Origin of the sequence: Caecibacter sp. AF58-12pH5A, from assembly GCF_027681725.1 — a bacterium.
GTDB classification, from domain to species: domain Bacteria; phylum Bacillota; class Negativicutes; order Veillonellales; family Megasphaeraceae; genus Megasphaera; species Megasphaera hominis.
Window position 1 is genome coordinate 15,497 of record NZ_JAQDBC010000006.1, and the last position, 25,147, is coordinate 40,643.

General features: G+C 52.2%; 20 protein-coding genes and 1 riboswitch. Of the genes, 17 read left to right on the plus strand and 3 right to left on the minus strand.

Annotation, left to right across the window (positions count from 1 at the left end):
- Positions 1-510: 510 nt before the first annotated feature.
- The 10 genes from nifJ (at position 511) to aspS (ending at position 15,660) form a co-directional block, all read left to right on the plus strand.
- Positions 511-4,026 carry a pyruvate:ferredoxin (flavodoxin) oxidoreductase gene (nifJ, locus tag PGX44_RS04565; RefSeq protein ID WP_186502319.1) on the plus strand — a complete coding sequence of 1,172 codons (3,516 nt, stop codon included), beginning with the start codon at positions 511-513 and terminating at the stop codon, positions 4,024-4,026.
- Between the two features lie 240 nt (positions 4,027-4,266).
- On the plus strand, positions 4,267-6,249 hold the full coding sequence (gene recJ, locus PGX44_RS04570; protein ID WP_498854416.1) for a single-stranded-DNA-specific exonuclease RecJ: 1,983 nt from the start codon (positions 4,267-4,269) through the stop codon (positions 6,247-6,249).
- 12 nt (positions 6,250-6,261) lie between these two features.
- Positions 6,262-8,460, plus strand: a complete 2,199-nt coding sequence (locus tag PGX44_RS04575) for a RelA/SpoT family protein (RefSeq protein WP_498854417.1) — start codon at positions 6,262-6,264, stop codon at positions 8,458-8,460.
- The gene (gene dtd / locus PGX44_RS04580; protein ID WP_289001802.1) at positions 8,457-8,906 is read left to right on the plus strand and encodes a D-aminoacyl-tRNA deacylase; all 450 of its coding nucleotides are present in this window, start codon (positions 8,457-8,459) and stop codon (positions 8,904-8,906) included. The genes PGX44_RS04575 and dtd overlap by 4 nt, the downstream gene beginning before the upstream one ends.
- An 11-nt stretch (positions 8,907-8,917) precedes the next feature.
- Positions 8,918-9,553 carry an MBL fold metallo-hydrolase gene (locus tag PGX44_RS04585; protein ID WP_289001804.1) on the plus strand — a complete coding sequence of 212 codons (636 nt, stop codon included), beginning with the start codon at positions 8,918-8,920 and terminating at the stop codon, positions 9,551-9,553.
- A gap of 5 nt (positions 9,554-9,558) precedes the next feature.
- Positions 9,559-10,638, plus strand: a complete 1,080-nt coding sequence (locus PGX44_RS04590) for an AI-2E family transporter (RefSeq protein ID WP_498854418.1) — start codon at positions 9,559-9,561, stop codon at positions 10,636-10,638.
- A complete protein-coding gene (locus PGX44_RS04595; RefSeq protein WP_289001806.1) occupies positions 10,625-11,122 on the plus strand; it encodes a Fur family transcriptional regulator in 498 nt (165 codons plus the stop codon). Before PGX44_RS04590 ends, PGX44_RS04595 begins: the two co-directional genes overlap by 14 nt.
- Entirely contained in the window at positions 11,122-12,594 is a 1,473-nt protein-coding gene (gene hemZ, locus PGX44_RS04600) for a coproporphyrinogen dehydrogenase HemZ (protein ID WP_498854419.1), read from the plus strand. The genes PGX44_RS04595 and hemZ overlap by 1 nt, the downstream gene beginning before the upstream one ends.
- A complete protein-coding gene (hisS, locus tag PGX44_RS04605) occupies positions 12,594-13,859 on the plus strand; it encodes a histidine--tRNA ligase (RefSeq protein ID WP_186502311.1) in 1,266 nt (421 codons plus the stop codon). Before hemZ ends, hisS begins: the two co-directional genes overlap by 1 nt.
- A 7-nt stretch (positions 13,860-13,866) precedes the next feature.
- On the plus strand, positions 13,867-15,660 hold the full coding sequence (aspS, locus tag PGX44_RS04610; RefSeq protein WP_186502310.1) for an aspartate--tRNA ligase: 1,794 nt from the start codon (positions 13,867-13,869) through the stop codon (positions 15,658-15,660).
- Between the two features lie 119 nt (positions 15,661-15,779).
- Here the strand turns inward: aspS and PGX44_RS04615 are convergent, their stop codons facing one another.
- Positions 15,780-16,355 (minus strand): nitroreductase family protein, encoded by a 576-nt coding sequence (locus PGX44_RS04615; protein WP_498854420.1) that lies wholly within the window; start codon positions 16,353-16,355, stop codon positions 15,780-15,782.
- Between the two features lie 237 nt (positions 16,356-16,592).
- On the opposite strand from PGX44_RS04615, the gene PGX44_RS04620 reads away from it, so the two are divergent.
- The 3 genes from PGX44_RS04620 (at position 16,593) to PGX44_RS04630 (ending at position 20,037) form a co-directional block, all read left to right on the plus strand.
- Positions 16,593-17,414, plus strand: coding sequence for a histidine racemase CntK family protein (locus PGX44_RS04620; RefSeq protein WP_498854421.1), 822 nt, complete (start codon positions 16,593-16,595; stop codon positions 17,412-17,414).
- 60 nt (positions 17,415-17,474) lie between these two features.
- A riboswitch (ZMP/ZTP riboswitch) is annotated at positions 17,475-17,553 on the plus strand.
- Between the two features lie 53 nt (positions 17,554-17,606).
- Positions 17,607-19,286: a formate--tetrahydrofolate ligase gene (locus PGX44_RS04625; protein ID WP_498854422.1), complete on the plus strand. Its 1,680-nt coding sequence runs from the start codon at positions 17,607-17,609 to the stop codon at positions 19,284-19,286.
- A gap of 145 nt (positions 19,287-19,431) precedes the next feature.
- The gene (locus tag PGX44_RS04630) at positions 19,432-20,037 is read left to right on the plus strand and encodes a cyclodeaminase/cyclohydrolase family protein (protein ID WP_186502365.1); all 606 of its coding nucleotides are present in this window, start codon (positions 19,432-19,434) and stop codon (positions 20,035-20,037) included.
- A gap of 130 nt (positions 20,038-20,167) precedes the next feature.
- On the opposite strand, the gene PGX44_RS04635 is transcribed toward PGX44_RS04630, so the two are convergent.
- A complete protein-coding gene (locus PGX44_RS04635; protein WP_186502306.1) occupies positions 20,168-20,833 on the minus strand; it encodes a metal-dependent hydrolase in 666 nt (221 codons plus the stop codon).
- Positions 20,834-20,842: 9 nt separating this feature from the next.
- Complete coding sequence (locus tag PGX44_RS04640) at positions 20,843-21,238, minus strand: hypothetical protein (RefSeq protein ID WP_498854423.1); 396 nt, start codon at positions 21,236-21,238, stop codon at positions 20,843-20,845.
- 183 nt (positions 21,239-21,421) lie between these two features.
- Between PGX44_RS04640 and trmL the strand changes: the two genes are divergently transcribed.
- The 4 genes from trmL to typA all read left to right on the plus strand — a co-directional run bounded on the left by trmL (position 21,422) and on the right by typA (position 25,115).
- Complete coding sequence (gene trmL, locus PGX44_RS04645; protein ID WP_498854424.1) at positions 21,422-21,910, plus strand: tRNA (uridine(34)/cytosine(34)/5-carboxymethylaminomethyluridine(34)-2'-O)-methyltransferase TrmL; 489 nt, start codon at positions 21,422-21,424, stop codon at positions 21,908-21,910.
- Positions 21,911-21,927: 17 nt separating this feature from the next.
- Complete coding sequence (locus tag PGX44_RS04650; RefSeq protein WP_186502303.1) at positions 21,928-22,275, plus strand: YlbF/YmcA family competence regulator; 348 nt, start codon at positions 21,928-21,930, stop codon at positions 22,273-22,275.
- Position 22,276: 1 nt separating this feature from the next.
- A complete protein-coding gene (murB, locus tag PGX44_RS04655) occupies positions 22,277-23,191 on the plus strand; it encodes a UDP-N-acetylmuramate dehydrogenase (RefSeq protein ID WP_289001815.1) in 915 nt (304 codons plus the stop codon).
- A 112-nt stretch (positions 23,192-23,303) separates the two neighbouring features.
- Entirely contained in the window at positions 23,304-25,115 is a 1,812-nt protein-coding gene (typA, locus tag PGX44_RS04660; protein WP_498854425.1) for a translational GTPase TypA, read from the plus strand.
- Positions 25,116-25,147 lie beyond the last annotated feature (32 nt).

Below are 25,147 nucleotides of genomic sequence, written 5' to 3' on the forward strand. Positions count from 1 at the left end.
ACCTCCTGTTAATGAACACCAAAAGAGTATATGTTTACAGATAAGAACAGGTGAATATTAAAAATAGCATAAACGGGAGTATTGAATTATACCAGGTGAAAGCCTATAATTAGTTTGTAAGGACGAACTAATTATGAAGTTCAGCATTCGGAAGCATAATTAAAATGAAACATAGCAGTGGCCTGTTCATTGCAACTATGTAATACTACCTTATATAGTATTACATAAAAAAGATAATAGCAATACTTTTCGCGGAATCTTTATAAGTTTTTTATAAGGTCTGCCTGTTTATGCTGTAAATAAGCATGAAAAGGACGCAAAAAGCAAGCAATTTTTAATGAACGCAAAGGCTTATGCGAAAAACGGTATGCAAATAAGGAATGATGAACGGTTTTGTTCTTATGCGATTTTGTTTATCAACGTGAGATATCTTGTTGTTGCTGCTAAAAAAATTGGATATCTTGTGTTGCTTTATAGTTTCTACTTTACAATAAGGAGCGTGTTTTATCTATGAGTAAATTCAAAACCATGGATGGTAACGAAGCTGCTGCATGGGTCTCCTATGCATTTACTGAAGTTGCCGCAATCTATCCTATCACTCCGTCTTCGCCGATGGCTGAACACGTAGATGACTGGGCTGCTGCTGGTATGAAAAACCTCTTCGGTAACACTGTAAAAGTTGTTGAAATGCAGTCCGAAGCTGGTGCTGCCGGTGCATTCCATGGCTCGTTACAGGCTGGTGCTTTGACCACTACATATACGGCTTCCCAGGGCTTCCTGCTCATGATTCCGAACATGTACAAGGTTGCCGGCGAAATGCTCCCGGGTGTATTCCACGTTGCTGCCCGTGCACTGGCTAACCATGCACTGAGCATCTTCGGCGATCACCAGGACGTTATGTCTGCTCGTGCTTCCGGATGCTGTCTCTTGGCAGAATCCAACGTTCAGGAAGTTATGGACCTGGCTGGTGTTGCTCACCTGGCTGCTCTTAAAGGTTCCCTTCCGTTCATCAACTTCTTCGATGGCTTCCGTACATCCCACGAAATCCAGAAAGTTGAAGTAATGGACTTCGACAACTTCCGTAAACTGATCGATTGGGACGCTGTTAAAGCCTTCCGTAATCGTGCCCTCAATCCGGATGCTCCGGAAATCCGCGGCACTGCAGAAAACCCGGATATTTACTTCCAGCACACAGAATCCCGCAACAGATTCTATGACGCTATGCCGGACATCGTTGCTGACTACATGGCTCAGATTTCTGAAATCACTGGCCGTACATACAAACCTTTCAACTACTATGGCGCTGCCGATGCTGAATACGTTGTCGTATCCATGGGCTCCCTCTCCGACGTAGTTAAAAAGGCTGTTAACTACTTGAACGGCAAAGGCGAAAAAGTTGGTTCCATCAACGTTCACCTCTATCGTCCGTTCTCTGCTAAACACCTCCTCGAAGTATTGCCGAAAACGGTTAAGAAGATCGCCGTTATCGACCGTACAAAAGAACCGGGCTCCCTCGGCGAACCGCTGTACCTCGATATCGTTGACTTCGTAAAAGAACAGGGCCTCAACATCGATGTAATCGGCGGCCGTGCCGGCCTCGGTTCCAAAGACGTTATTCCTGAAGACGTTATTCCGGTATTCGAAGAAGTTAAGAAAGAAAACCCGATCAACGGCTTCACGATTGGTATCGTCGACGACGTTACGAACCTGTCCTTGCCGCGTGCTCCTAAGGTTCCTGACAATGCAGAAGGCCTTACATCCTGCAAATTCTGGGGCTTCGGTTCCGACGGTACTGTTGGCGCTAACAAATCCGCTATCAAGATCATCGGTGACCACACGGACATGTATGCACAGGCATATTTCGCATATGACTCCAAGAAATCCGGCGGCGTAACGATTTCTCACCTTCGTTTCGGTAAAGACCCGATCGATATGCCGTACCTGATCGACGCTGCTGACTACATCGCATGTCATCGTCAGTCCTATGTAAAACGCTTTGACCTCCTCCGTGGTATCAAAGACGGCGGCACATTCATGCTGAACTGCACCTGGACAGACGAAGAACTCGACAAAGAATTGCCGGCTAAGATCAAACGCGATATCGCTAAGAATCACGTTAAATTCTATACCCTGAACGGCGATGCTATCGGCCAGAAACTCGGCCTCGGCACACGTATCAACATGGTAATGCAGGCTGCCTTCTTCGCACTGGCAAAAGTTATTCCTTTGGATGACGCTGTTAAATACCTGAAAGACTCCATCGTTAAGAGCTACGGCAAAAAAGGCCAGAACGTCGTTGACATGAACTGGGCTGCTGTAGATGCTGGCGTTGGCGAATTCCATGAAGTTAACTATCCGGCTTCCTGGGCAGATGCTACAGATGAAGTAGCAGAAGGCCGCCCGACTCCGAAGTACTTCAGCCAGGTTGCTGCTCCAGTCCTCGGCCAGGTTGGCGATGACCTCAAAGTATCCGACTTCGTTGGTCGTGAAGATGGCACTATGCCTTCCGGCACCTCCCAGTTCGAAAAAGCAGGCCCGGCTCTTCATGTTCCTTCCTGGGACAATGAAAAATGTATCGGCTGCATGCAGTGCTCCTTCGTCTGCCCGCACGCTACGATTCGTCCGGCTCTGACGACAGAAGAAGAATTGAAAGCTGCTCCGGCTGGCTTCAAAGCTGCTACCAAAGCTAAATCCGGTAAAGAATACAATGTAACCATCGTCGTTGACCAGCTCGACTGCCTCGAATGCGGCAGCTGCGTAAACGTCTGCCCGGTTGGCGCTCTCTCCATGGTTCCGAACACAGACGAAGAACGCTCCAAGATGGACCTCTGGTACTATGCACAGGACAAGGTTACACCGAAAGTTAATCCGCAGAACAAGAAGACCGTTATCGGTTCTCAGTTCGAACAGCCGCTCCTCGAATTCTCGGGCGCTTGCGCTGGTTGCGGTGAAACACCGTATGTCAAACTGCTCACACAGCTCTTTGGCGATCGCATGATGATTGCTAACGCTACAGGCTGCTCCTCCATTTGGGGTGCATCTGCTCCGGTAGCTCCGTATACAGTAAACGCTAAAGGCCATGGTCCTTCCTGGGCTAACAGCCTCTTCGAAGATGCTGCAGAATATGGTCTCGGCATGTTCATGGGCGTTGACAAAGTACGTACAGACTTGGCAGGCAAAGTTGAAGCTGCTAAAGCTGTTGCTTCTGAAGAACTCCAGGCTGCTCTGAGCGACTGGGCTGCTAACCTCCATGAAGGCGAAGGTTCCCGTGAACGCGCTGAAAAACTGGTTGCCCTCCTCGAAAAAGAAGCTGCCGGCAAAGCTGCTCTTGAAGAATTCCTCGACAAGAAACAGTTCCTCGTTAAACGTTCCCACTGGATCATCGGTGGTGACGGTTGGTCCTACGATATCGGTTACGGCGGCGTTGACCACGTACTCGCTTCCGACCAGGACGTAAACGTTCTCGTACTCGATACAGAAGTATACTCCAACACAGGCGGCCAGTCCTCCAAAGCTACACCGACTGCTGCTGTTGCACAGTTCGCTGCTTCCGGTAAACGTACGAAGAAAAAGGACCTTGGCATGATGGCCATCTCCTATGGTTATGTATATGTAGCTCAGGTAGCTATGGGCGCTGACAAGAACCAGCTGATCAAAGCTATGACTGAAGCTGAAGCATATCATGGTCCGTCCCTCGTTATCTGCTACGCTCCTTGCATCAACCATGGTATCCGTAAGGGCATGGGCAAGAGCCAGACAGAAGAACAGCTCGCAGTTAAATGCGGTTACTGGGATCTCTTCCGTTACAACCCGGATCTCAAAGAAGCTGGCAAGAATCCGTTCAGCCTCGACTCCAAAGAACCGGATTACAGCAAATTCCAGGAATTCCTCATGGGCGAAGTTCGTTATGCTTCCCTCAAGAAAGGCTTCCCGGAACAGGCCGATGCATTGTATGCTAAGACCGAAGCTGATGCCAAAGCTCGTCGTCAGTCTTATGTACGCTTCCAGAAAGCTTTCGAAGACTAATTACGAACAAGTGCATATTGCATAAAGACACAAGCCCCGCTTCGGCGGGGCTTTGTTTTACTATTGATAATAGCAAATCGAAATAAGAAAGAGTACCGGGTTTTCTCAATTTTCGTAAACTGAAAAAACGCATTATTTTGCCTCAATTATTAATTTTAGCCTTTATTTTGAGAATATATTGTGATAGAATAGATGTATGGTTTTGAAAGTGATTATTTTTTGAGAATGCGTTGTGATCTAATGAAGAAAAAATGGCTTGAACCTGCTGTAGAACAGGATATGATTGATACATTTTCACAAAACTTAGGGATTTCGCCCATCTTAGCACGTATCCTGTATAATCGTGGGATTCATGACCTCCAGGAGGCCGATCACTTCTTGCATGATACGAGCGACGATTTGTATGATCCTTTTTTGATGAAAGATATGAAAAAAGCTGTCGTACGGATTGCCGCAGCCTTAGAGAGAAAAGAAAAGATTGTCATTTACGGAGATTACGATGTCGATGGCATTACATCGACATCGTTATTATATTCTGTCCTTCGCGACTTAGGCGGTACGCCGGACTACCATATTCCGCGGCGGCACACGGAAGGCTATGGCCTCAATGAGGAGGCTCTGGAAAGCCTGGCCGAAGCGAAGACAGACCTCTTAATTACCGTAGACTGCGGCATTGCATCGCACGATTTGGTCCAGGCCTTTAAGGACCGCATGACGATTATTGTCACGGACCACCACACACCGCCTGATCCCTTGCCGCCGGCCTACGCCATTTTAAATCCCAAACAGCCCGGCTGTCCCTATCCGTTCAAGGACCTGGCCGGCGCCGGCGTAGCCTATAAACTGTGTCAGGCCCTGTGGCAGTACCTACGCCATGATTCCCTGCCGGGCTATACGGAATTGGCAGCCTTAGCGACCATTGCCGATCTCGTTTCCTTAAGCGGCGAAAACCGCATTCTCGTTACGACAGGGCTGCAGCGCATGCAGGAAGGGTATAACACGGGACTGCAGGCCTTATTAAAACAGGCGGGCTTAGAGGACAAACCTATTTCAGCCGGACGCATCGCGTTTACGGTGGCGCCGCGCCTCAATGCGGCAGGCCGTCTGGAAGATGCCGTTCAAGGAGTAAAACTGCTCCTCGAAACGGATCCGGACGAAGCCCTGGCCGAGGCCAAAAAGTTAAGTGACCTGAATACAGAACGCCAGGAAATTGAACGGCAAATCACGGCTAAGGCGAAAGAGCAGATTCTTGCCGGCGGTCACGAGCACGATGGCGTGCTCATCGCCTGGGGCGGTCCGGAGTGGAACCCCGGCGTCATCGGCATTGCGGCGTCGCGCCTGGTAGAAGCCTTTTACCGGCCGACCCTGGTCATTAGCGTCAAGGACCACGTAGGTAAAGGTTCGTGCCGCAGTATTGCCGGCTTTAACATGTACGAAGCCTTGTCGTCGGCTGCAGATATTTTAATTCAATTTGGCGGTCATCAAATGGCGGCCGGCTTTTCCGTAGCAGAAGATCAGATAGAAGCGCTCAGGACACGGCTGAACGAATACGCAGCGGCCCATATGACGGCAGAGGATTACGAGCCCAAGCTGAAGCTCGACGGCACTTTGCAGGCCTCTGACGTGACACTGGACCTGATTGAGGAACTAAGCCGCCTGGAACCGTACGGCATGGGAAACAGCCGCCCTGTCTTTGCCCTGCGCCACATGCTCATTAGTGACAAGTGGAAAATGGGCCAGGATAAAAAACATTTACGTCTGACTGTAGCCGACGCTCAGGGTATCGCTGTCAAGGGCGTAGGCTGGTCTATGGCCGAAGAATATGATGATCTGGCAGAAGGCGATGAAGCCGATATTGCCTTTCAGCTGGAGATGAATGAATATCAGGGAAATAAAACACCGCAGATGGTTGTACAGGATATCCATGCTGATACAGAACGGCCCGTCTTAGACCGGGAAACCATGGTGACGGTCTACCGGACACTGCGTCAATTCGTACCGGAAAAAGGCCTTTCTGTAGCCATAGCGCGGCAAAAGCTGGCAGACCTGCTGACCGGCACCTATGACGCGCATACCGTGCGGGCAGCACTGCAGGTATTACTCGAAATAGGTGTACTTGCTGCCTGGAAAACGCCATCCGAATCGGTGTTGTATTTTCCGCAGATTGCAGGAAAAATGCAACTTGAAACATCGCCGACATACAAAAAGTATGGGCAGGCATAAGGGGGAATTGAAATGGAAATTGCTAAACCGAATGAAGAATTTCAACGGTTACTCGATACCATTCACAGCTACCAGCCACAAGCCAGCTGTGACGATGTAAAAAGAGCCTATCAGATTGCCAGTGAAGCCCATAAGGAACAGTTCCGCGTCAGTGGGGAACCGTACATTCTCCACCCGCTGGCCGTAGCCCAAATCCTGGCGGAAATGAAAATCGACACGACGACCATTACGGCGTCCCTCTTGCACGATGTCGTTGAAGATACGGTCATGTCCCTCGATGATATTAAACAGAATTTCGGCAAAGAAGTGGCCTTCCTCATCGATGGCGTCACGAAATTGAGCCGCCTCGATTATCGGACGAAAGAAGACCAGCAGCTCAACAGTATGCGTAAAATGTTTCTGGCTATGGCCAAGGACGTGCGCGTCGTCGTCATCAAACTGGCTGACCGCCTGCACAACATGCGGACCCTCCGCTACATGCGCAGCGATAAACAAAAGCGTATTGCTCAGGAAACGCTGGAAATCTTTGCCCCCCTGGCACACCGCTTAGGGATTTTCAATATCAAATGGGAACTGGAAGACTTATCCTTCCGCTATCTCGAACCGGATAAATATTACGATCTCGTCGACCAGATGAAGCAGAAACGCCACGTCCGCGAAGAAATCGTCAATGAAGCCATTGAAGTCCTGCGCAAGGCCCTGGAAAATTCCCACATCAAGTTCGAAATCAACGGCCGGCCCAAGCATTTCTACAGCATTTATAAAAAAATGAAAAAGGACAACCGCGACCTGAGCCAGGTCTATGACCTCTATGCCATCCGCGTCATCGTCGATACGGTACAGGATTGTTATGGCGTCCTGGGCATCGTGCACAGCCTCTGGAAGCCCTTGCCCTATCGCTTTAAAGACTATATTGCTATGCCGAAGCCCAATAACTACCAGTCCCTCCATACGACGGTTATCGGCACGCGGGGACAGCCTGTCGAAATCCAGATCCGTACGTGGGAAATGCATCACGTAGCCGAATACGGCGTCGCTGCCCATTGGCGCTATAAAGAAGGAACGACAGCTGGTAACGGGAACGAATTCGATGAAAAAATGGGCTGGCTCCGCAACCTCCTGGAATGGCAGGATACGAGCAATCCGAAAGAGTTCGTCAATGCCCTCAAGCTCGATGCCTTTTCGGATGAAGTATTCGTCTTCTCGCCGCGGGGCGACGTCATCGATTTACCACAGGGCTCGATCCCTATTGATTTTGCCTACCGTATCCATACAGAAGTAGGCCACCGCTGCGTCGGTGCCAAAATCAATGGCAAGATCGTACCGCTCGATTATGAATTGAAAAACGGCGACATTGTCGAAATCATTACGTCCAAAACGGGTAAACCGAGTCTGGACTGGCTGAAAATCGTAGGCAGCTCTGAAAGCCGCTCGAAGATCCGCAGCTGGTTCAAGAAGGAAAACAGGGAAGAAAACATCGTCAAAGGGGCAGATGCCCTGGAACGGGAATGCAAACGCCTGGGCCATGACTGGAAAGAAATCAATAAGGCCGGCCGTCTGGCCAAGGTGGCCAAGCAAATGAATGCCGGCTCTGAAGAAGACCTGCTGGCTGCTGTAGGCTATGGCGGTTTTGCCGTCAACACGGTACTCATCAAGCTCCTGGAACTTCATAAAAAGGAAGTACAGAAGGAAGAAAAGGACAACCTGGCCATCCTTGACAAGCTGAAAACCCGCAAGCCGACCAAGCATAATGGCTCAGGAATCCTCGTCAAGGGTGAAGCGGGCCTCATGGTTCGCCTGGCTAAGTGTTGCAGCCCTGTACCGGGCGATCCCATCATCGGTTTCATTACCCGCGGCCGCGGCGTATCCGTCCACCGGGCCGATTGCCCCAACGTCAGCCATAATCAAAATGACCTGGACCGGCTCATCGACGTAGAATGGGATTACGACGGCCAGGAAAACTTCGACGTCCATATTGAAGTAACGGCCTACGACCGGACAGGCGTCATGGCAGAAATCATGGCTGCCCTGGCAGAAATGAAGGTTTCCATTACGAGTATGAACGCCCGCGTAGGGGACACGAAGACCGTTACCATTCACATGGGCCTGAGCATTAAGGATTTGGCCCAGCTGGAATTTATTTCTACAAAAATACGCCGCTTAAAGGATGTCTATTCTGTCCAGCGTTTTACAGGAGGTGCATCCCAATGAGAGCTGTCGTACAGCGCACGGCCTCGGCTTCCGTTACCTCAGAAGGCGTAGAGACAGGCCGTACAGGCCCGGGCCTGACGGTCCTTCTTGGCGTCAGCAAGGACGATACAGAAGCAGATGCCGCCTATTTGGCTGATAAAATTTGCCACCTGCGTATCTTTGAAGACGCAGAAGACAAACTGAACCTGTCTCTGTTGGACAGGCAAGGGGACATGCTCGTCGTTTCCCAATTTACCTTATACGGTGATGCCCGCCACGGCCGGCGTCCGAGCTTTACCGCAGCGGCACCGCCGGAGCAGGCAGAGGCCCTTTACGAAACCTTTGTCCGCGCCGTCAACGGGTACGGCATCCATACGGAAACAGGACGCTTCCGTACGCATATGGTTGTGAGCCTGGCCAACGATGGCCCCGTAACCATTCTCTTGGATAGCAAGAAAACATTTTAGGAGGCATAGCTATGAGCATGCGATTTATATCACTGACCCTGGGACCGATCGAGACAAACTGCTACATCGTCTTTGACGATACGACAAAAGAAGCCATGGTCATCGATCCGGCCTGGGATTATAAAGAAATCAACCGCAACCTGGAAGAACACGACCTGCAGTTGAAACTGATTTTCCTTACCCACGGCCATGCAGACCACATCGGCGCCTTACAGGAACTACGTATTTTGAAAAACGTGCCCGTCTATATCGGCGCCGGCGATCAGGCACTCATTGCCAATTCGCACAATAACCTGTCCGTCTTTATGGGCAAAAAAATCGAATGCACGGCACCGGACTGCATCGCCCACGATGGCGACGTCATTACCGTAGGCAAGCTGCAATTCCACGTTTTGGAAACACCGGGCCATACGCCGGGCGGGCTGAGCTTATACGGCGAAGGTGTTGTCTTTTCAGGAGATACACTGTTTCTCTATTCCGTCGGCCGGACCGACCTCTATGGCGGCTCTATGGCGACACTTCTCGACAGCATCAACAACAAGCTGCTTACCCTGCCTGACGAAACGGTCGTCCTCCCGGGCCACGGCCCGGCGACACAAATCGGCCGGGAACGCCAGAATAATCCGTACCTTGACGGAGGATGGTGACAGGTATGTCCATGTATAAGCAATCGCAGTTTTGGCTGCGCATTGTACTGGCTGTTTTGGCAACGATATTGTTTTTTTCCGTACACAACGTGTACTGGCCGGTTATCGTGTCGTTGATCATCACGTTTATCCTCATTCCCGTCCGCGATCTGATCCAAAAAGGGCTCGTCCGCCTGACCCGGCGGAACGTACCCATTGATATTGCCATTCTCCTTTCTTTTCTCCTGCTCATCGTCGTCCTGACAGCGCTGACCAATATTATCTTAAAGCCTCTCGTCATGCAGGCGAATCTGCTGGCTGTCAACTTCAACAGCCTTTGGGAAAAGACGGTGGCCATCTTTACGCAGCTCGAAAACGAGCAGACCCAGCTCTACATACCGGATCAGGTAAAGAGCGTCATCAACGATGCGTTCACGCGTGTAGGCAACTACGGCGTCGAAGGCGTCAGCAATTTCCTCAAATCCATTTTTGCCATTGCCGGTACGGTCATTCAGTTTTTTGTCGTACCTATCATTACCTTCTACTTCATGAAGGACGGCGGCAAAATGGTCCGTTCCTTTATCTGCCTCTACCCCGTAGAATATCGGCTGCAGCTCGACGTCCTGTTTAGTGAAATCCAGCACGTCCTCAGCTCGTATATCCGCGGCCAGATGACCATGAGCTGTATCATTGCCTCCCTTACCTTTTTAGGCATGTGGCTCATGGGCGTACCCTATCCGCTGGTCATCGGCCTCTTAGCGGCAGTAACGGAATGGATTCCCATTATTGGCCCGATTGTCGGTGCCGTTCCGGCTATCCTCCTCGGTGCCACTGTAGATTTGGCGCTGGCCGTCAAGGTCCTCATTTTCTACATTGTCATTCAGCAATTGGACAGCCATATTATTATGCCGAAAGTTATGGGAGCCGTTATCAGTCTGCATCCCGTAGTGATTATTATTGCTCTCCTCATTGGCGGCACGCTCTTTGGCGTAGCCGGCATGATTCTGACCGTTCCGGTCACAGCAGTACTGCAGATTTTGTGCAGACATTTGTGGTTCTATAATACGTATAAAACAAAGGCGATGAATACCTATGGAAAGAACTAAAGACCAAGTCATGGATCTCATGATGAACCGAATGAAAGAACAAATCAAAACCAAGAAATACAAGATGACCTCCCAGCGCCAAGTCGTGCTGCGGGCTTTTGTAGAAAGCGATGCCCGTCATTTAAGTGCGGAAGACGTATTCGAAATCGTCAAGAAGCAGGCACCGGAAATCGGCCTGGCTACGGTCTACCGTACGCTCGATCTCTTTACGGAAATGGATCTCTTGAAAAAGCTCGACTTCGACGATGGCTGCAGCCGCTATGAATTAAACGACCGGGAAGACGATGGCCACTACCATCATCACCTGATCTGCCTGGGTTGCGGCAAAGTCTGGGAATGCCAGGACGACCTCCTGGAAACGTTGGAAACGATCCTGCAAAAACGCTTCCACTTCCAGACCGTAGACCATCAGCTCAAGGTCTATGGCTATTGTGAAGACTGCCAGAAAAAACGGCACGAAGAAGCAGAAAAGATCGCCCAGTAATGAACACGAACGAACAACAGGAACTGGCCTATGCCTATGAAGGGCCGCCGGCACTGCATGCCCACATCGGTCAGGTCATGGCCTATCTGGGCTATAGCGGCGGCCATGAACCGCGTCCCTTAGGTGCGGCTGTTACGTTTCAGGCCGCAGGGACGCAACAGCGCCTGGACGTCACCTTTTATCAGCCGGGACAGGCGTGGCATACGCACGCCTATATTCTGGCCGGAGCCGATCTCAAGCAGACCAGTAAAGAGCTGCTCCTGCACTGGTATGACCGCTGCTTTGGCCAGGGACAGCGAAGCCCCTGGGGTACCCTCATGGGTGTACGGCCGACAAAGCTCGTCCATCACCTGCGCGATCAAGGCCTGTCTGCGCCGGCAATAGAGGAGACGCTCGTCCGTCACTATCACGTAACGCCGGCCATTGCGCAGGAACTCCTGGCCATGACGGCCTTGCAGCGGCCCTTTATTGAACGGCCCCGCCGGGAAGCGGCTCTCTATATCGGCATTCCCTACTGTCCCAGTCATTGTCTGTACTGTTCCTTTCCGTCGCGCCTGTGCCAGACGGAAACGGCAGACGGACTTTTGGCCTTTGCAGAGGCTGTCGAAGAGGATATACGGGATATTGACAGCCTCTGCCGGCAGTATGGACTGCACGTTACGTCAGCGTACGTCGGCGGCGGCACGCCTACGTGCCTGCCTAAGGAAGCACTGGCCCGGATCCTCAAGGCTGTGGCAGAATCCTTTCCAGGCCTCAGCGAATGGACCGTTGAAGCCGGCCGGCCCGACACAGCAGATGTGGCTACACTGGCCCTTTTGCGCGAGTACGGCGTCGACCGTATCAGCGTCAATCCCCAGACCATGCAGCAGCGCCTGCTCGATCTCTTAGGCCGGCGCCACAGTGTAGCTGACGTCTACACCATGTATGAAAACTGCCGCCGCTTGGGCTTTTCCGTCGTCAATATGGACTTTATTGCCGGCCTGCCCGGCCAGACAGCGGCAGATATGCAGGAAAATATGGAAATAGTTTGCCAACTACACCCGGAAAATGTTACAATTCATACGTTGGCATTAAAAAAGAAGGCCCCGTTATTCCATCATCCCCTGCGGCAGGCGATACCGCCAGCCGGCGAAGTGGCAGCCAGCCTGAGCCGGAGCCGGCAGCTCCTTGCGCAGGCAGGGTATATTCCGTATTATATGTACAGGCAAAAGTATATGGCAGCCAGCTTTGCCAATATAGGCTACGCCTTGCCACAGACAGAAAGCCAGTACAACATACAGATGATGGAAGAGCGGCAAACTATCCTGGCAGCAGGTCCCGGCAGTACGACGAAGTTTCTCGCCGCTGACGGCCACAGCCTGGAAAAAGTATATATGCCCAAAGATCCTGATACGTACAGGCAGCTGCTGGCCCAGCGCATGGCCCAGCGGCGCCGGATATGTGCGATGATATACGGAGGAGACGATACGTAATGGCAATCACTGCACCGAGAGGTACACAGGATTTCCTGCCGGAACAAACGGCAGACTGGCAGATTCTCGAAGCAAAAATCAGAGAAATCTGCTCGCTCTACGGTTTTGGCGAAATCCGTACCCCTATGTTTGAAAGTACGGAGTTGTTTTTACGCGGTATTGGTGAAACAACTGACGTAGTAACAAAAGAAATGTATACCTTTAATGACCGTGGCGGACGAAGCATGACCCTGCGTCCGGAAAATACGGCATCTGTCGTACGGGCATTTTTGGAACATAAACTCTATGGTGAACAGAAAGTTCACAAATTGTATTATATGGGACCCATGTTCCGTCATGACCGTCCCCAGGCCGGCCGGTACCGTCAATTCACCCAGTTTGGCGTCGAAGAAATCGGTTCGAAGGACCCGGCAGTCGATTCCGAAATCATTGCTATGGCCTTCCAGCTTTTCCGCGAATTAGGCCTGAATGACCTCATTTTGCACCTTAATTCCGTAGGCTGCCCTAAATGCCGTCCTGTATACCGGCAAAAACTGCTCGATTTCTTTGCTGACAAAAAGGACCAGCTCTGCGACGATTGCAACGAACGGCTCGAAAAGAACCCGCTCCGCGTCCTCGACTGCAAGGAAGACGGCGAAAAGATGATGAAAATGGGCGTGCCCCTCATTACGGACAACCTCTGTGATGACTGCCGCGAACATTTCGATAAAGTACAAGCCTATTTGACGAGCATCGGCATCCCCTTTGAACTGGATCCGCGCCTCGTCCGCGGCCTCGATTACTATACGAATACGGCCTTTGAAATCATGTACGCCCCCTTAGGTGCCCAGAGCACCGTTTGCGGCGGCGGACGCTACGACGGCCTCATCGAAGAAATCGGCGGCCCGTCTACACCGGGCATCGGCTTTGCCATCGGTATGGAACGGCTCCTCCTGACACTGAAAGAACAGGGCCTCCTGCCGCCGGTCAACGCCAAAAAACCGGTCTTCATCGTCGCTCTCGGCGATGCCGCCCGGGCTAAAGCCTTCGTCCTCCAGCAGGACCTGCGCGCCCGTGGCTTCTATGCGGAAATCGATCTTCTGGGCCGCAGCATGAAAGGCCAGATGAAATCGGCCAATAAGCTCGACGCAGAATACACCGTCATCATCGGTGAAGATGAACTGGCCAAGGGCGAAGCACAAGTTCGCAATATGGCCACGAAAGAACAGATCAGCGTTCCCCTCGATGGGATTGTTGCATATATGGAAACACAGAAGAAGGGATGAGTTACTAATGGATACAATGGAAGGGTTACATCGGTCGCAATACTGCGCCGAAGTGTCAGAAGCAGACAAGGACAAAGAGGTCGTTCTTTGTGGCTGGGTTGAACGCCGCCGCGACCACGGCGGACTGATCTTCATCGATCTCCGCGACCGCACAGGTATCGTCCAGGTCGTCGCTTCGCCGGATTATGAAAAAGAATCCTTTGAAAAAGCAGAACAGGTTCGTACGGAATATGTTCTCGTCGTCCGTGGTATCGTCCGCATGCGTGACGCTGATACGGTCAACGACAAGATGAAAACCGGTACGATCGAAGTACGCTGCGAAGAACTGCGCATCTTGAATTCCTCCAAGACACCGCCGTTCTACATCGAAGACAACATCGACGTCGACGAAAAGATCCGCCTCAAATACCGCTACCTGGACCTGCGCCGTCCGGAAATGCAGAACAACCTGATCATGCGCCACAAGGTAAAGCACGCTATGCGTACGTTCCTCAACCAGCATGGTTTTATCGATATTGAAACACCGGAACTGTGCAAGAGCACGCCGGAAGGTGCCCGTGACTACCTCGTACCGAGCCGTGTCAACGATGGCAAATTCTACGCCCTGCCCCAGTCGCCGCAGATCTTCAAACAGCTCCTCATGATCTCCGGTATGGACCGTTACTACCAGATCGCCCGCTGCTTCCGTGACGAAGACCTGCGTGCCGACCGTCAGCCGGAATTTACCCAGCTCGATATGGAAATGAGCTTCATGAGCCAGGAAGAAATCCTGACCCTCGTGGAAAACATGGTTCACTACATCTTTGAAGAAACCCTGGGCCACGACGTCAAGCTGCCGATTCACCGTATGACCTGGGACTATGCCATGGAAAACTACGGCTCCGATAAACCGGACCTGCGCTTCGACATGAAGTTTACAGACGTGACAGACCTCGTCAAAGACACGGACTTCAAGGTCTTCCGTTCGGTCATCGAAAACGGCGGCCAGGTCAAAGCCATCAACGTCAAAGGCGACGCCGGCATTCCCCGTCGTGAACTGGACGGCCTCGTAGAATACGTCAGCCATTACGGTGCCAAAGGCCTTGCCTGGATCGGCTTCCTCGAAGACGGCACCCTGAAGACACAGATCAAGAAATTCTTTACAGAAGACCAGCTCCGCGCCATCGGTGCCAAATGCGGCGCTGAAACGGGTGACCTCGTGCTCATGATCGCCGATAAACCGGCCGTCGTAGCCGCTGCCTTAGGCGAACTGCGTAAAGAAATGGGCCGTCGTATGGGTCTCATCAACGAAGACGAATTTGCCTTCACCTGGGTTGTTGATTTCCCCATGTTCGAATACAGCGAAGAAGAAAAACGCTATGTCGCTATGCACCATCCGTTCACGGCTATGCGCGACGAAGACCTGGACAAACTGGAAACAGATCCGGCCCACGTCTATGCCAAAGCCTACGACCTCGTCCTGAACGGCGTCGAACTGGGCGGCGGCTCCCTGCGTATTTACCAGCCGGACGTACAGAAACGCGTATTCAAAGCCATTGGCCTGACACCGGAAGATGCCGAACAGAAATTTGGCTTCCTCCTGCGTGCCTTCGAATACGGTGCACCACCACATGGTGGCCTGGCCTTCGGTTTGGACCGCATGATCATGCTCATGCTCAAACGCAAATCCATCCGCGACGTCATCGCCTTCCCGAAGACGCAGAACGCCATCGATCCCATGAGCGAATCGCCGTCGGAAGTTACGAAGAAACAGCTTCACGAACTGCACATCCAGCTCGAAGAAGAAATCGTCAAGAAATAAAAAGCAGAATCATACAAAAAGAAACCTGGCCCGGTGTCAGGTTTCTTTTTGTATAAACGGACAAAAAACGCCACACCCTGCGGCGTGCAAGGTGTGGCGTTACTCGAAAAGGAGACCGGTCAGATAATCGTATAGCGTCCGTCTTTACGGCGCGGCGCTGCCGGTGCCTGGTCCGGGTGGCCCAAGGTTACCATGGCGACGAGCTCGCCCTTATCCGGCGCAAACGCTGCGTGTATCTGGTCGTCGACACCGCCCGAAAGGGGCGCCGTCAGCCAGCAGCTGCCCAGGTTCATGTCCGTAGCCGTAAGGAGCATGTTTTCGATGGCAGCAGCGACGCTTTGAATGGCTGAAAGGCGCAGCGTATAGTCATCCTTCAGCAAGAAGGCAAGAATACATACCGGTGCGCCGCCTAAGAGACGGACGAAGGCCGACGTATCGGCAATCACCTGGGGATGCTTGGCAAAGCGGGATTTAAAGTAGGGCATCAGGTTATTCGTCGCGATGGCCATGATGTTCTTCAGGCGCTCCATGTTTTCTTTGCTTTCGATGACTACAAAATACCAAGGCTGCAGATTGCTCGACGACGGGGCCATCATGCCGGCCGTCAATATTTTTTCAATTTCTTCCCGCGTCAGCGGTTCGGGTGTATACTTGCGGATACTGCGTCGTTCATTGATTGCATTTGCTACTTCCATAGTAAGGCTCCTTTCTAAGCGTATATGTAATCTCATCGTAATACACGACGACGGCCCCTGTCAATGGGACGCCTGTCCCGTCAGACACCGGGTGGCGGCCAGGTGGCAGAGAATCTGATTTATTTTCTCCATAAGACTGAATATGTGGGCCGAATATGCTATAATAGATAACATGTAAGCCGCCTGGCCGTTTTTCGTGGAGCCAGATGCGGAAATGATCCTATTTGAGGTGCAGAAATGATACAGGAAATCCATTATGTAAAAGCTGACCCTAGTGGCAACACGACCATTCTCGTACTGGATGAGATCCCTCCGTCGGAACACGCAACCATTGCAGAAAAGCTGTTGCAGCCTGACTGTGTCGGCGCAGAACAGGTCGCCTTTTTATCACCGTCCAACCAGGGCGCCCAGATCCGGCTCGATATGATGGGTGGTGAATTTTGCGGCAACGCGTCCCGTTCGGCCGCAGCCTATCTCTTGTCCCAGTCGGGAGCAGAGGCAGGAGAGTACATGATTTCCTGTTCCGGCTGCAGTGCTCCCTTGCAGGCCCGCGTACAGCGTGGTGAAGAAGACCAGGTCTACGATGCGTCCATTGACATGCCGCTGCCAAAAAAGATGGACACGGTCAGCCTCGACGTAGGCAATACGGCCTTTCGGTTTTACCGCGTAGCGTTGCCGGGAATCGTCCATTTTGTTCATTTTACGACAGCCCTCAAAAATCTGGATCGCGACCAGATCTGGAAAGCCGTATACAATTTTGCTTCGACCTTCCATTACGAAGCCTTTGGCCTCGACCTCGTCGACCGCAAGACACTGACCATGATTCCGGCTGTGTACGTAACGGCCACGAAGACCCTCTATTGGGAACAAAGCTGTGGTTCCGGCTCAGCCGCTACGGCAGCGGCCCTGTCCCAGCTGTGCGGCCATGAAATCGCCTGTGAAATCCGTCAGCCTGGCGGCATGATTACCATTGAAGCAGCCGTCAGCGATGGAGAAATAAAGAAAATCCACATCGGCGGTCCTGTGCGCCTGGAAAAGGAACAATGTGTACAGCTCTAGGCCACTGAGCAAAAGAAATACTCATATTGACAAGGCCAGGCCTGGCCTTGTATAATAACACCATAGTCATGTGACTGACGGAAGTGGACTAACCACATGGGAGCATGATATCGAAAAGCCGACCGTCTGGGCAATAGTCCGGAGGGCCGGCTATTTTTCTTTACATTTATGGAACAGGAGCTGATTTCCAATATGACTAAAGTATTGAGCGACATTGAAATTGCGCAGCAGACGACATTGGAACCGATTGTAAAGATTGCAGAAAAAGTAGGTTTGACAGAAGACGATTTGGAATTATACGGTAAATATAAAGCGAAGATCTCCTTCGACGCCATTAAACGCCTGTCAAAAAATGAAGACGGCAAGCTCGTCCTGGTCACGGCCATTACGCCGACTCCGGCCGGTGAAGGCAAGACCTTAACGACCATCGGTCTGGCACAGGCACTCAATAAACTGGGCCATAAAACCATGACGGCCCTGCGTGAACCGTCCTTGGGACCTGTCTTTGGCATCAAAGGCGGCGCTGCCGGCGGCGGCTATTCCCAGGTTCTCCCCATGGAAGATATCAACCTCCATTTTACAGGCGATATGCACGCTATTACAGCGGCCAACAACCTCTTGGCTGCAGCTATCGATAACCATGTCCACCAGGGCAATGCCCTGCGCATTGACGTGCGCCGCATCGTCTGGAAACGCGTCATGGATATGAATGACCGGGCCCTGCGCGACATTGTCGTCGGTCTGGGCGGCAAAGTCAACGGCTTCCCCCGGGAAGATCATTTCATGATTACCGTCGCTTCGGAAATCATGGCCGTTCTCTGCCTGGCCAGCGACCTCATGGATCTCAAAAAACGCATGGGTGACATCATCGTTGCCTACGACTTGGACGGCCAGCTTGTTACGGCACGGCAGCTCAACGTCGACGGCGCCATGGCCATTCTCATGAAGGATGCCATCAAACCGAACCTCGTCCAGACGACAGAAAATACGCCGGCCCTCGTACACGGCGGTCCCTTTGCCAATATTGCCCACGGCTGTAACTCCGTCGTCGCCACCAAGCTGGCCCTCAAGATGGGAGAAATCACCGTTACGGAAGCCGGCTTCGGTGCCGACCTGGGCGCAGAAAAATTCATGGATATCAAATGCCGCTTTGCCGGCATCAAACCGAATGCAGTCGTCATCGTAGCCACCATCCGGGCTCTCAAGATGCACGGCGGCGTCGACAAAAAGAATCTCCAGACGGAAAACCTGGCAGCTCTCGAAAAAGGCTTTGCCAACCTGGCTAAACACATTGAAAACATGCGTAAATACGACGTGCCCGTCCTCGTAGGCATCAACCGCTTCCTCTCCGATACAGATGCGGAAATCGCCCTCCTGACGAAGCTCTGCGAAGACTACGGCGTCGACGTAGCCCTCAACAACTGCTGGGCTGAAGGCGGCCAGGGCGGTCTCGACATGGGCCGCAAGGTCTTACAGCTCCTCGCGCAGCCTAAGACCCCGTACAAACCGCTCTACGACGTCAACGACACGATCCTTCACAAGCTGGAAATCCTGACCAGGGAAATCTACGGCGGCGACGGCGTCATTCTCGAAGGCAATGCACCGAAGCAGATTGCCGAACTGGAAAAGCTGGGCCTCGACAAGATGCCGATCTGCGTCGCTAAGACCCAGTACTCCCTGTCGGATAATCCGGCCCTCCTCGGTGCACCGAAGAACTTCAAAATCACCGTCAAAGATGTACGCGTCTGCACCGGTGCCGGCTTTATCGTCTGCCAGACGAGCAACATCATGGTTATGCCGGGCCTGCCGAAGGTTCCTGCAGCCAACCGCATGGACATCGACGAAAACGGCGTTATTACAGGCTTGTTCTAAGTCTGCAGCAGGTGTAAAATAGACCTATCACAAATTCATCCGGCAAGGCCAGGCGCAGCCTGCTTTGCCGGATTTCTTGTATAGTCTGCAAGAAAATACAGGACGAAAGGTGCGAATCACAGTGACAGAGTTACAATTTTCCCATATGCCCATCGATGATTTTTTGGCCGCAGCTGCGTCTAAGGAACCTGTTCCCGGTGGCGGCGGTATCGCGGCCCTGACCGCTGCGTCGGCGGCTGCCCTGGTAGAAATGGTAGCCAATCTGACGATCGGCAAAAAAGGCTATGAAGATGTAGAACGGATCATGGTACAGATCAGGGACCAGGCCGCTGCCCTGCGGCAGCGCTACCTCCGGGGCATTGCTGAAGATGCCGCCGCTTTTGATGCGGTCATTCAGGCTGTACGCCTGCCGAAAACCACAGAAAAGCGGAGCGAACACGTACAGGCAGCCTTCAAACGGGCTGCGTCCATTCCCTTTTCCTTAGGCCAGGATATTTTCCAGCTCCTGCAGCTCTCCGAGCAGGCCGTCCAGTTCGGTAACGAATGGGTCATTACCGACGGCGCTATTGCGGCCATGAACGCCCGGGCTGCCATGCGCTCGGCCTTTTACAGCGTCCGCGTCAATCTCCATTCCATCCGTGACGAGGCCTTCGTGACGGAGATGATGAAGGCCATTACGGCGACGGAAGAAAAGGCTGTCCTCATCGAACAATCTGTAGAACGAAAATATCACGAACGCTGCGGTTCGTAAGACACGAAAAAAGCCTATGCTGCCGGTTTTGATAGGCTTCCCTCCAGGTAGACATGAGAAATGATAAAATCTCACGCTGTTTGGAAGGGAGCATATCAGTGGGTGCAGACATAGGCTTTTTTTGACCTTCTTATAATTCCACCGTATCTTCGACCTGGATGACCTGTGCGGGAATGTCGTATTTCTGCTTGAGCAGTTCCGCAAAGCCATAGGGATCGGACTCGATAATGGGCCACGTGTTGTAATGGATCGGAATGACCAGCTTAGGCTGAATCCAGCTGGCCGCCAGGGCTGCGTCTTCCGGCCCCATCGTGAAGTTATCGCCAATGGGCAGGAAGGCCACATCGATAGGACCAAAGCGGCTGTGCAGTTTCATATCCGAATAAAGGCCCGTATCGCCGGCATAATAAATGCGCTTGCCGCCGATTTCCATAATGCAGCCACAGGCCAGACCGCCGGGCACACCGGCACCATGCAGGGCCGGTGTCAGACAGACCGAACCGAAGGGAAACCGCGCCGTGCCGCCGATATGCATCGTATGGGCCTTGCAGCCGGCTGCCATGGCCTTGCGGGATACTTCGGCCGTGCTGATGACCAGGGCATCGTTGTGTTTGGCGATGAGATCGGCGTCGCCGTAATGGTCGTCGTGGCCGTGCGAAAGAAAAATGTACTGGCACTGTACCGTTGCCGGATCGACATGAGTCCAGCGGTTATCTGTGAAAAAGGGATCGAACTGAACGGTCGTCGTGCCGTCAGACAGGCTGAAGCAGGAATGGCCGTAATAGGTACACTTCATGAAACCACCTCATTTGCTGAATTTTTCAAACCAATCGTTCAAGGCTTCCTTCGGATAGGGCGCAGCCATGACCTGACGGATACGCTGCTGCATGGCTTCGTAGTCAGGCAGGGGATAGACATCCTTGTATTCGTCGTAGAGCACGCCAAAGTCGCGCATGTGCAGGTTGGCATAGGTTTCCCCGTAAATGGAAAAGCACGTCGGACAGATCGTGATGAAGACGGCTTCCTCGTCGTGCGTACGGGCGTCGTCAAAGACGCAGCAGCGCGTGTAGAGCTGGATCTTGCCAAAGAGCTGGTGCAGGTAATCATAGAGCTGAGACGTCAAAACCGGTTCGAGCTGAAGCATCTTGCAGCCGGGAGCAAAGTAAATCGGGTATTGGGCAATGTTGTCCATTTCATCCATAAAGAGCACCTCACTTTTTTTACATTAAGATTCGTATTCAATTGTACGCAATGAAGATACATTGTACGTCTGTATCACTTACATTATAATAGAAAAGAAGGGAAAAGGAAAAGGTTTCCGCCAGAATACGTCTTGTACTTACAAGGGAAATCCTGTACAATATGCCATGGAAGGTGATTAACAATGCATATTGTAATGGTAGAACCGGAAATACCAGGAAATACAGGAAATATTGCCCGCCTTTGCGCGGCCAATCATATTACACTGCATCTCGTAAAGCCTCTGGGCTTTTCCATTGATGATAAACATCTGAAGCGGGCCGGCCTCGATTACTGGCCCCTCGTAGATGTGCAGGTACATGAAAATTTTGCCGAAGTACAGGAAAAATACAAGGGCCATCATTTCTACTACCTGACGACGAAGTCGGAACAGTGTTATACGGATATCCAGTTTACGAACGATGACCTCCTTGTCTTTGGCAAGGAAACAAAAGGGCTGCCGGAAGATCTCTTGAAGCAGTATCCTGAAAGCTGCTTCCGTATCCCTATGGTGGATAAGGCGAGAAGCCTGAACCTATCCAACTCCGTCGCCATCGTCTCGTATGAAGCCCTGCGCCAGCTCAATTTCCCCGGCATGGCAAAAAGCGGCATTGGCATTAAAAATCTGAAATAAGAACAGGAGCATCAACCATGAGTGTATATGACAAAGCGCAGGAATTAGCCCAGGCTATTCAGGCAGATGAAGATTATCAGGCCCTGCTCGCAGCAGGCAAGAAACTGGCAGAAGATGAAAAGACCATGAAGCACGTCCAGGAATTCCTTTCCCTCCAGGCACAACTGGCATACGCCCAGGCTGCCGGCGACAAACCGGTACGCAAAAAGCTGGAACAGCTCCAGCGGGCACAGGAAATCGTCCAGAGCCGTCCCCTGGCAGTTGAATATTTGGAAAAATACGTCAAATGGAACCAGGTAGGCGGCCAGATTCTGGCAACGATCCAGCAGGCCATGGCAGAAGGACTGAGCATCCTTGACAAATGATATGATGAAAGCAGTAACGGAACTCATTGCCCATATCCCGAGAGAACGGGTCCTCCTGGCAGAGCCTATGTCACAGCATACGACCTTTGCCGTAGGCGGCCCGGCAGACGTGTTGGTCCTGCCCCATACGGTAAAAGAAATGTCCCTGGCCGTGCGCGTAGCCCGCAGCTATGACATTCCCGTAACCGTCCTTGGCGGCGGCTCCAATGTCCTCGTCCTCGACGGCGGCATTCGCGGCATGGTCATTCAGCTCAATGAGATGAACCGTTTCCTCTCGTGCCACGCAACGAAAATCCTGGCCAGCTCGGGCTTTATGCTTAAAGACGTTTGCCAGTACGCCCAGGAAAACGGCCTGGCCGGTATGGAATTTGCCTGTGGCATTCCCGGTACCTTAGGCGGTGCCGTCTTCATGAATGCCGGAGCCTACGGCGGCGAAATGAGCCATATCGTTTCGCGTGTCCGCACGGTCAACCGCAGCGGCGGCGTCCGCACGTATGAAACGGCGGAATTCGGCTTTGGCTACCGCCAGAGCGCTTTCCAGAAGCTGCAGGAATACGTCGTTGAAGTAGAACTCCAGCTCCAGTACGGCGACAAAAAAGAAATCCAGGCCATGATGGACGACCTCATGGACCGGCGGCGCAGCAAGCAGCCCTTAGAAATGCACAGCGCCGGCAGTACCTTTAAACGGCCGCCCGGCTATTTTGCCGGTACCCTCATCGACCAGACAGGCCTCAAAGGCCTTTCCCATGGCGATGCCCAGGTATCGACGAAGCACGCCGGCTTTGTCGTTAATACAGGCCACGCTACGGCAGCGGATGTACTGGCCGTCATCCACGAAGTACAGCGCCGCGTCGAAGCCGCCCACGGCGTCCGCCTGGAACCGGAAGTACGGATTTTGGGAGAAGAAAAAAAGTAGCCGGATTGACTATGGTCAATCCGGCCATTTTGTGCTATACTTACAAAGTTACAACTGAAGTTGTAGCTCATGAATTAGTTTTATATTGCTCACAAGTAGGAGAGGACAGTAGATGGAACGTAAGGATATCCGTAATATTGCTATTATTGCTCATGTTGACCATGGTAAAACAACCCTGGTTGACGCTATGCTCAAACAGAGCCACGTATTCCGCACGAACGAAAAAGTAGCGGAACGCGTCATGGACTCTGGTGATATCGAACGGGAACGTGGTATCACGATTTTATCCAAAAATACTTCTGTCATGCACGATGGCGTTAAAATCAACATTGTCGATACTCCGGGGCATGCTGATTTCGGCGGCGAAGTAGAACGAGTCCTCAACATGGTTGACGGCGTACTGCTCTTGGTAGATGCGTTTGAAGGTCCGATGCCGCAGACGAAATACGTATTGCGCAAGGCTCTCGAACAGAAGCTCAAACCGATCGTCGTCATTAATAAAATTGATAAACCCGATGCCCGTGTGGCTGAAGTAGAAGATGAAGTCCTGGAACTGTTCATGGAACTCGAAGCCGATGACGACCAGCTGGAATTCCCGGTTATTTACGCCAACGGCCGCGATGGCATTGCCAAAGCTTCCATGGATGACGACAGCGACAACCTCGAACCGCTCTTTAAATGTATTATCGAAAACTGCCCGTGCCCGAAGGGCGACGTCGATGGCCCGCTGCAGTTCATGGTCACGACTCTCGACTACGATGACTATGTCGGCAAAATCGCTATCGGCCGTATTGTCCGCGGCAAGATGCGCCCGAACCAGCAGGTTATCGTCACCGATGGCGAAACACAGCGCCGTGCCAAGATCAGCCGTGTCTATACCTATGAAGGCCTGAAACGTGCTGAAGTAGAAGAAGCCTCCATGGGTGACATTGCCTGCATCGTCGGCATTTCCGACCTGAAGATCGGCGAAACCGTAACGGACCCGGAAAATCCGGAAGCCCTGCCGAAGATCAACATCGACGAACCGACACTGTCCATGATTTTCTACGTCAACGACAGCCCCTTTGCCGGCCAGGATGGCGAATTCGTCACCAGCCGTCACCTGCGTGACCGCCTCTTCCGCGAAGTACAGACCAACGTCTCCCTGCGCGTCGAAGAAACGGACAGCGCCGATGCCTTCAAAGTATCCGGCCGTGGCGAATTGCACATTGCCGTCCTCATTGAAGAAATGCGCCGTGAAGGCTATGAAATGCAGGTAGGCAAACCGGCCGTTATTACCAAAGAAATCAACGGCAAGAAATGCGAACCTCTCGAAGCCCTGACCATCGACGTACCCCAGGAATTTATGGGGGCAGTCATGGAAAAACTGGGAACGCGTAAAGCAGAAATGCTCAACATGATCGACCTCGCCGGCTACACCCGCCTGGAATTCATCATCCCTGCCCGCGGCCTCATCGGCTTCCGCAGCGAATTCCTGACAGCAACCAAAGGCAACGGCATCATGTACCACGTCTTCCACGGCTATGCACCTTGGAAAGGAGAAATTCCGGGCCGTACGCGTGGCAGCCTCGTAGCTTTTGAATCGGGCACGACCACCGGCTACGGTATCTTCAACCTCCAGGACCGCGGCGTCATGTTCATCGAACCGGCACAGGAAATCTACCTCGGCCAGGTCGTTGGCGAAAGCAACCGCGATGTCGATATCGACGTCAACCCGTGCAAGAAGAAACACCTGACTAATACGCGTTCTTCGTCCTCCGATGAAGCACTCCGCCTCGTTCCGCCCCGCCAGATGGGCCTGGAAAAATCCCTCGAATGGATCAACGACGACGAACTCGTAGAAGTTACGCCACACAACATCCGGATCCGCAAGGCCATCCTCGACAAACACGACAGAAAGAAAGCCATGCGCAAGGCTCAATAAGCGGAAATGCTATAAAACTTGTATACTTTCTT

Bases quoted from the DNA above. Each gene is read 5' to 3' on its own strand.
- PGX44_RS04625 (WP_498854422.1), top strand. From the start codon at position 17,607: ATGACTAAAGTATTGAGCGACATTGAAATTGCGCAGCAGACGACATTG.
- trmL (WP_498854424.1), top strand. From the start codon at position 21,422: ATGCATATTGTAATGGTAGAACCGGAAATACCAGGAAATACAGGAAAT.
- PGX44_RS04595 (WP_289001806.1), top strand. From the start codon at position 10,625: ATGGAAAGAACTAAAGACCAAGTCATGGATCTCATGATGAACCGAATG.
- PGX44_RS04615 (WP_498854420.1), bottom strand. From the start codon at position 16,355: ATGGAAGTAGCAAATGCAATCAATGAACGACGCAGTATCCGCAAGTAT.
- PGX44_RS04585 (WP_289001804.1), top strand. From the start codon at position 8,918: ATGAGCATGCGATTTATATCACTGACCCTGGGACCGATCGAGACAAAC.
- PGX44_RS04650 (WP_186502303.1), top strand. From the start codon at position 21,928: ATGAGTGTATATGACAAAGCGCAGGAATTAGCCCAGGCTATTCAGGCA.
- dtd (WP_289001802.1), top strand. From the start codon at position 8,457: ATGAGAGCTGTCGTACAGCGCACGGCCTCGGCTTCCGTTACCTCAGAA.
- PGX44_RS04575 (WP_498854417.1), top strand. From the start codon at position 6,262: ATGGAAATTGCTAAACCGAATGAAGAATTTCAACGGTTACTCGATACC.
- PGX44_RS04635 (WP_186502306.1), bottom strand. From the start codon at position 20,833: ATGAAGTGTACCTATTACGGCCATTCCTGCTTCAGCCTGTCTGACGGC.
- hisS (WP_186502311.1), top strand. From the start codon at position 12,594: ATGGCAATCACTGCACCGAGAGGTACACAGGATTTCCTGCCGGAACAA.
- aspS (WP_186502310.1), top strand. From the start codon at position 13,867: ATGGATACAATGGAAGGGTTACATCGGTCGCAATACTGCGCCGAAGTG.
- hemZ (WP_498854419.1), top strand. From the start codon at position 11,122: ATGAACACGAACGAACAACAGGAACTGGCCTATGCCTATGAAGGGCCG.
- PGX44_RS04590 (WP_498854418.1), top strand. From the start codon at position 9,559: ATGTCCATGTATAAGCAATCGCAGTTTTGGCTGCGCATTGTACTGGCT.
- PGX44_RS04620 (WP_498854421.1), top strand. From the start codon at position 16,593: ATGATACAGGAAATCCATTATGTAAAAGCTGACCCTAGTGGCAACACG.
- recJ (WP_498854416.1), top strand. From the start codon at position 4,267: ATGAAGAAAAAATGGCTTGAACCTGCTGTAGAACAGGATATGATTGAT.
- nifJ (WP_186502319.1), top strand. From the start codon at position 511: ATGAGTAAATTCAAAACCATGGATGGTAACGAAGCTGCTGCATGGGTC.
- PGX44_RS04640 (WP_498854423.1), bottom strand. From the start codon at position 21,238: ATGGATGAAATGGACAACATTGCCCAATACCCGATTTACTTTGCTCCC.
- PGX44_RS04630 (WP_186502365.1), top strand. From the start codon at position 19,432: ATGCCCATCGATGATTTTTTGGCCGCAGCTGCGTCTAAGGAACCTGTT.
- typA (WP_498854425.1), top strand. From the start codon at position 23,304: ATGGAACGTAAGGATATCCGTAATATTGCTATTATTGCTCATGTTGAC.
- murB (WP_289001815.1), top strand. From the start codon at position 22,277: ATGATGAAAGCAGTAACGGAACTCATTGCCCATATCCCGAGAGAACGG.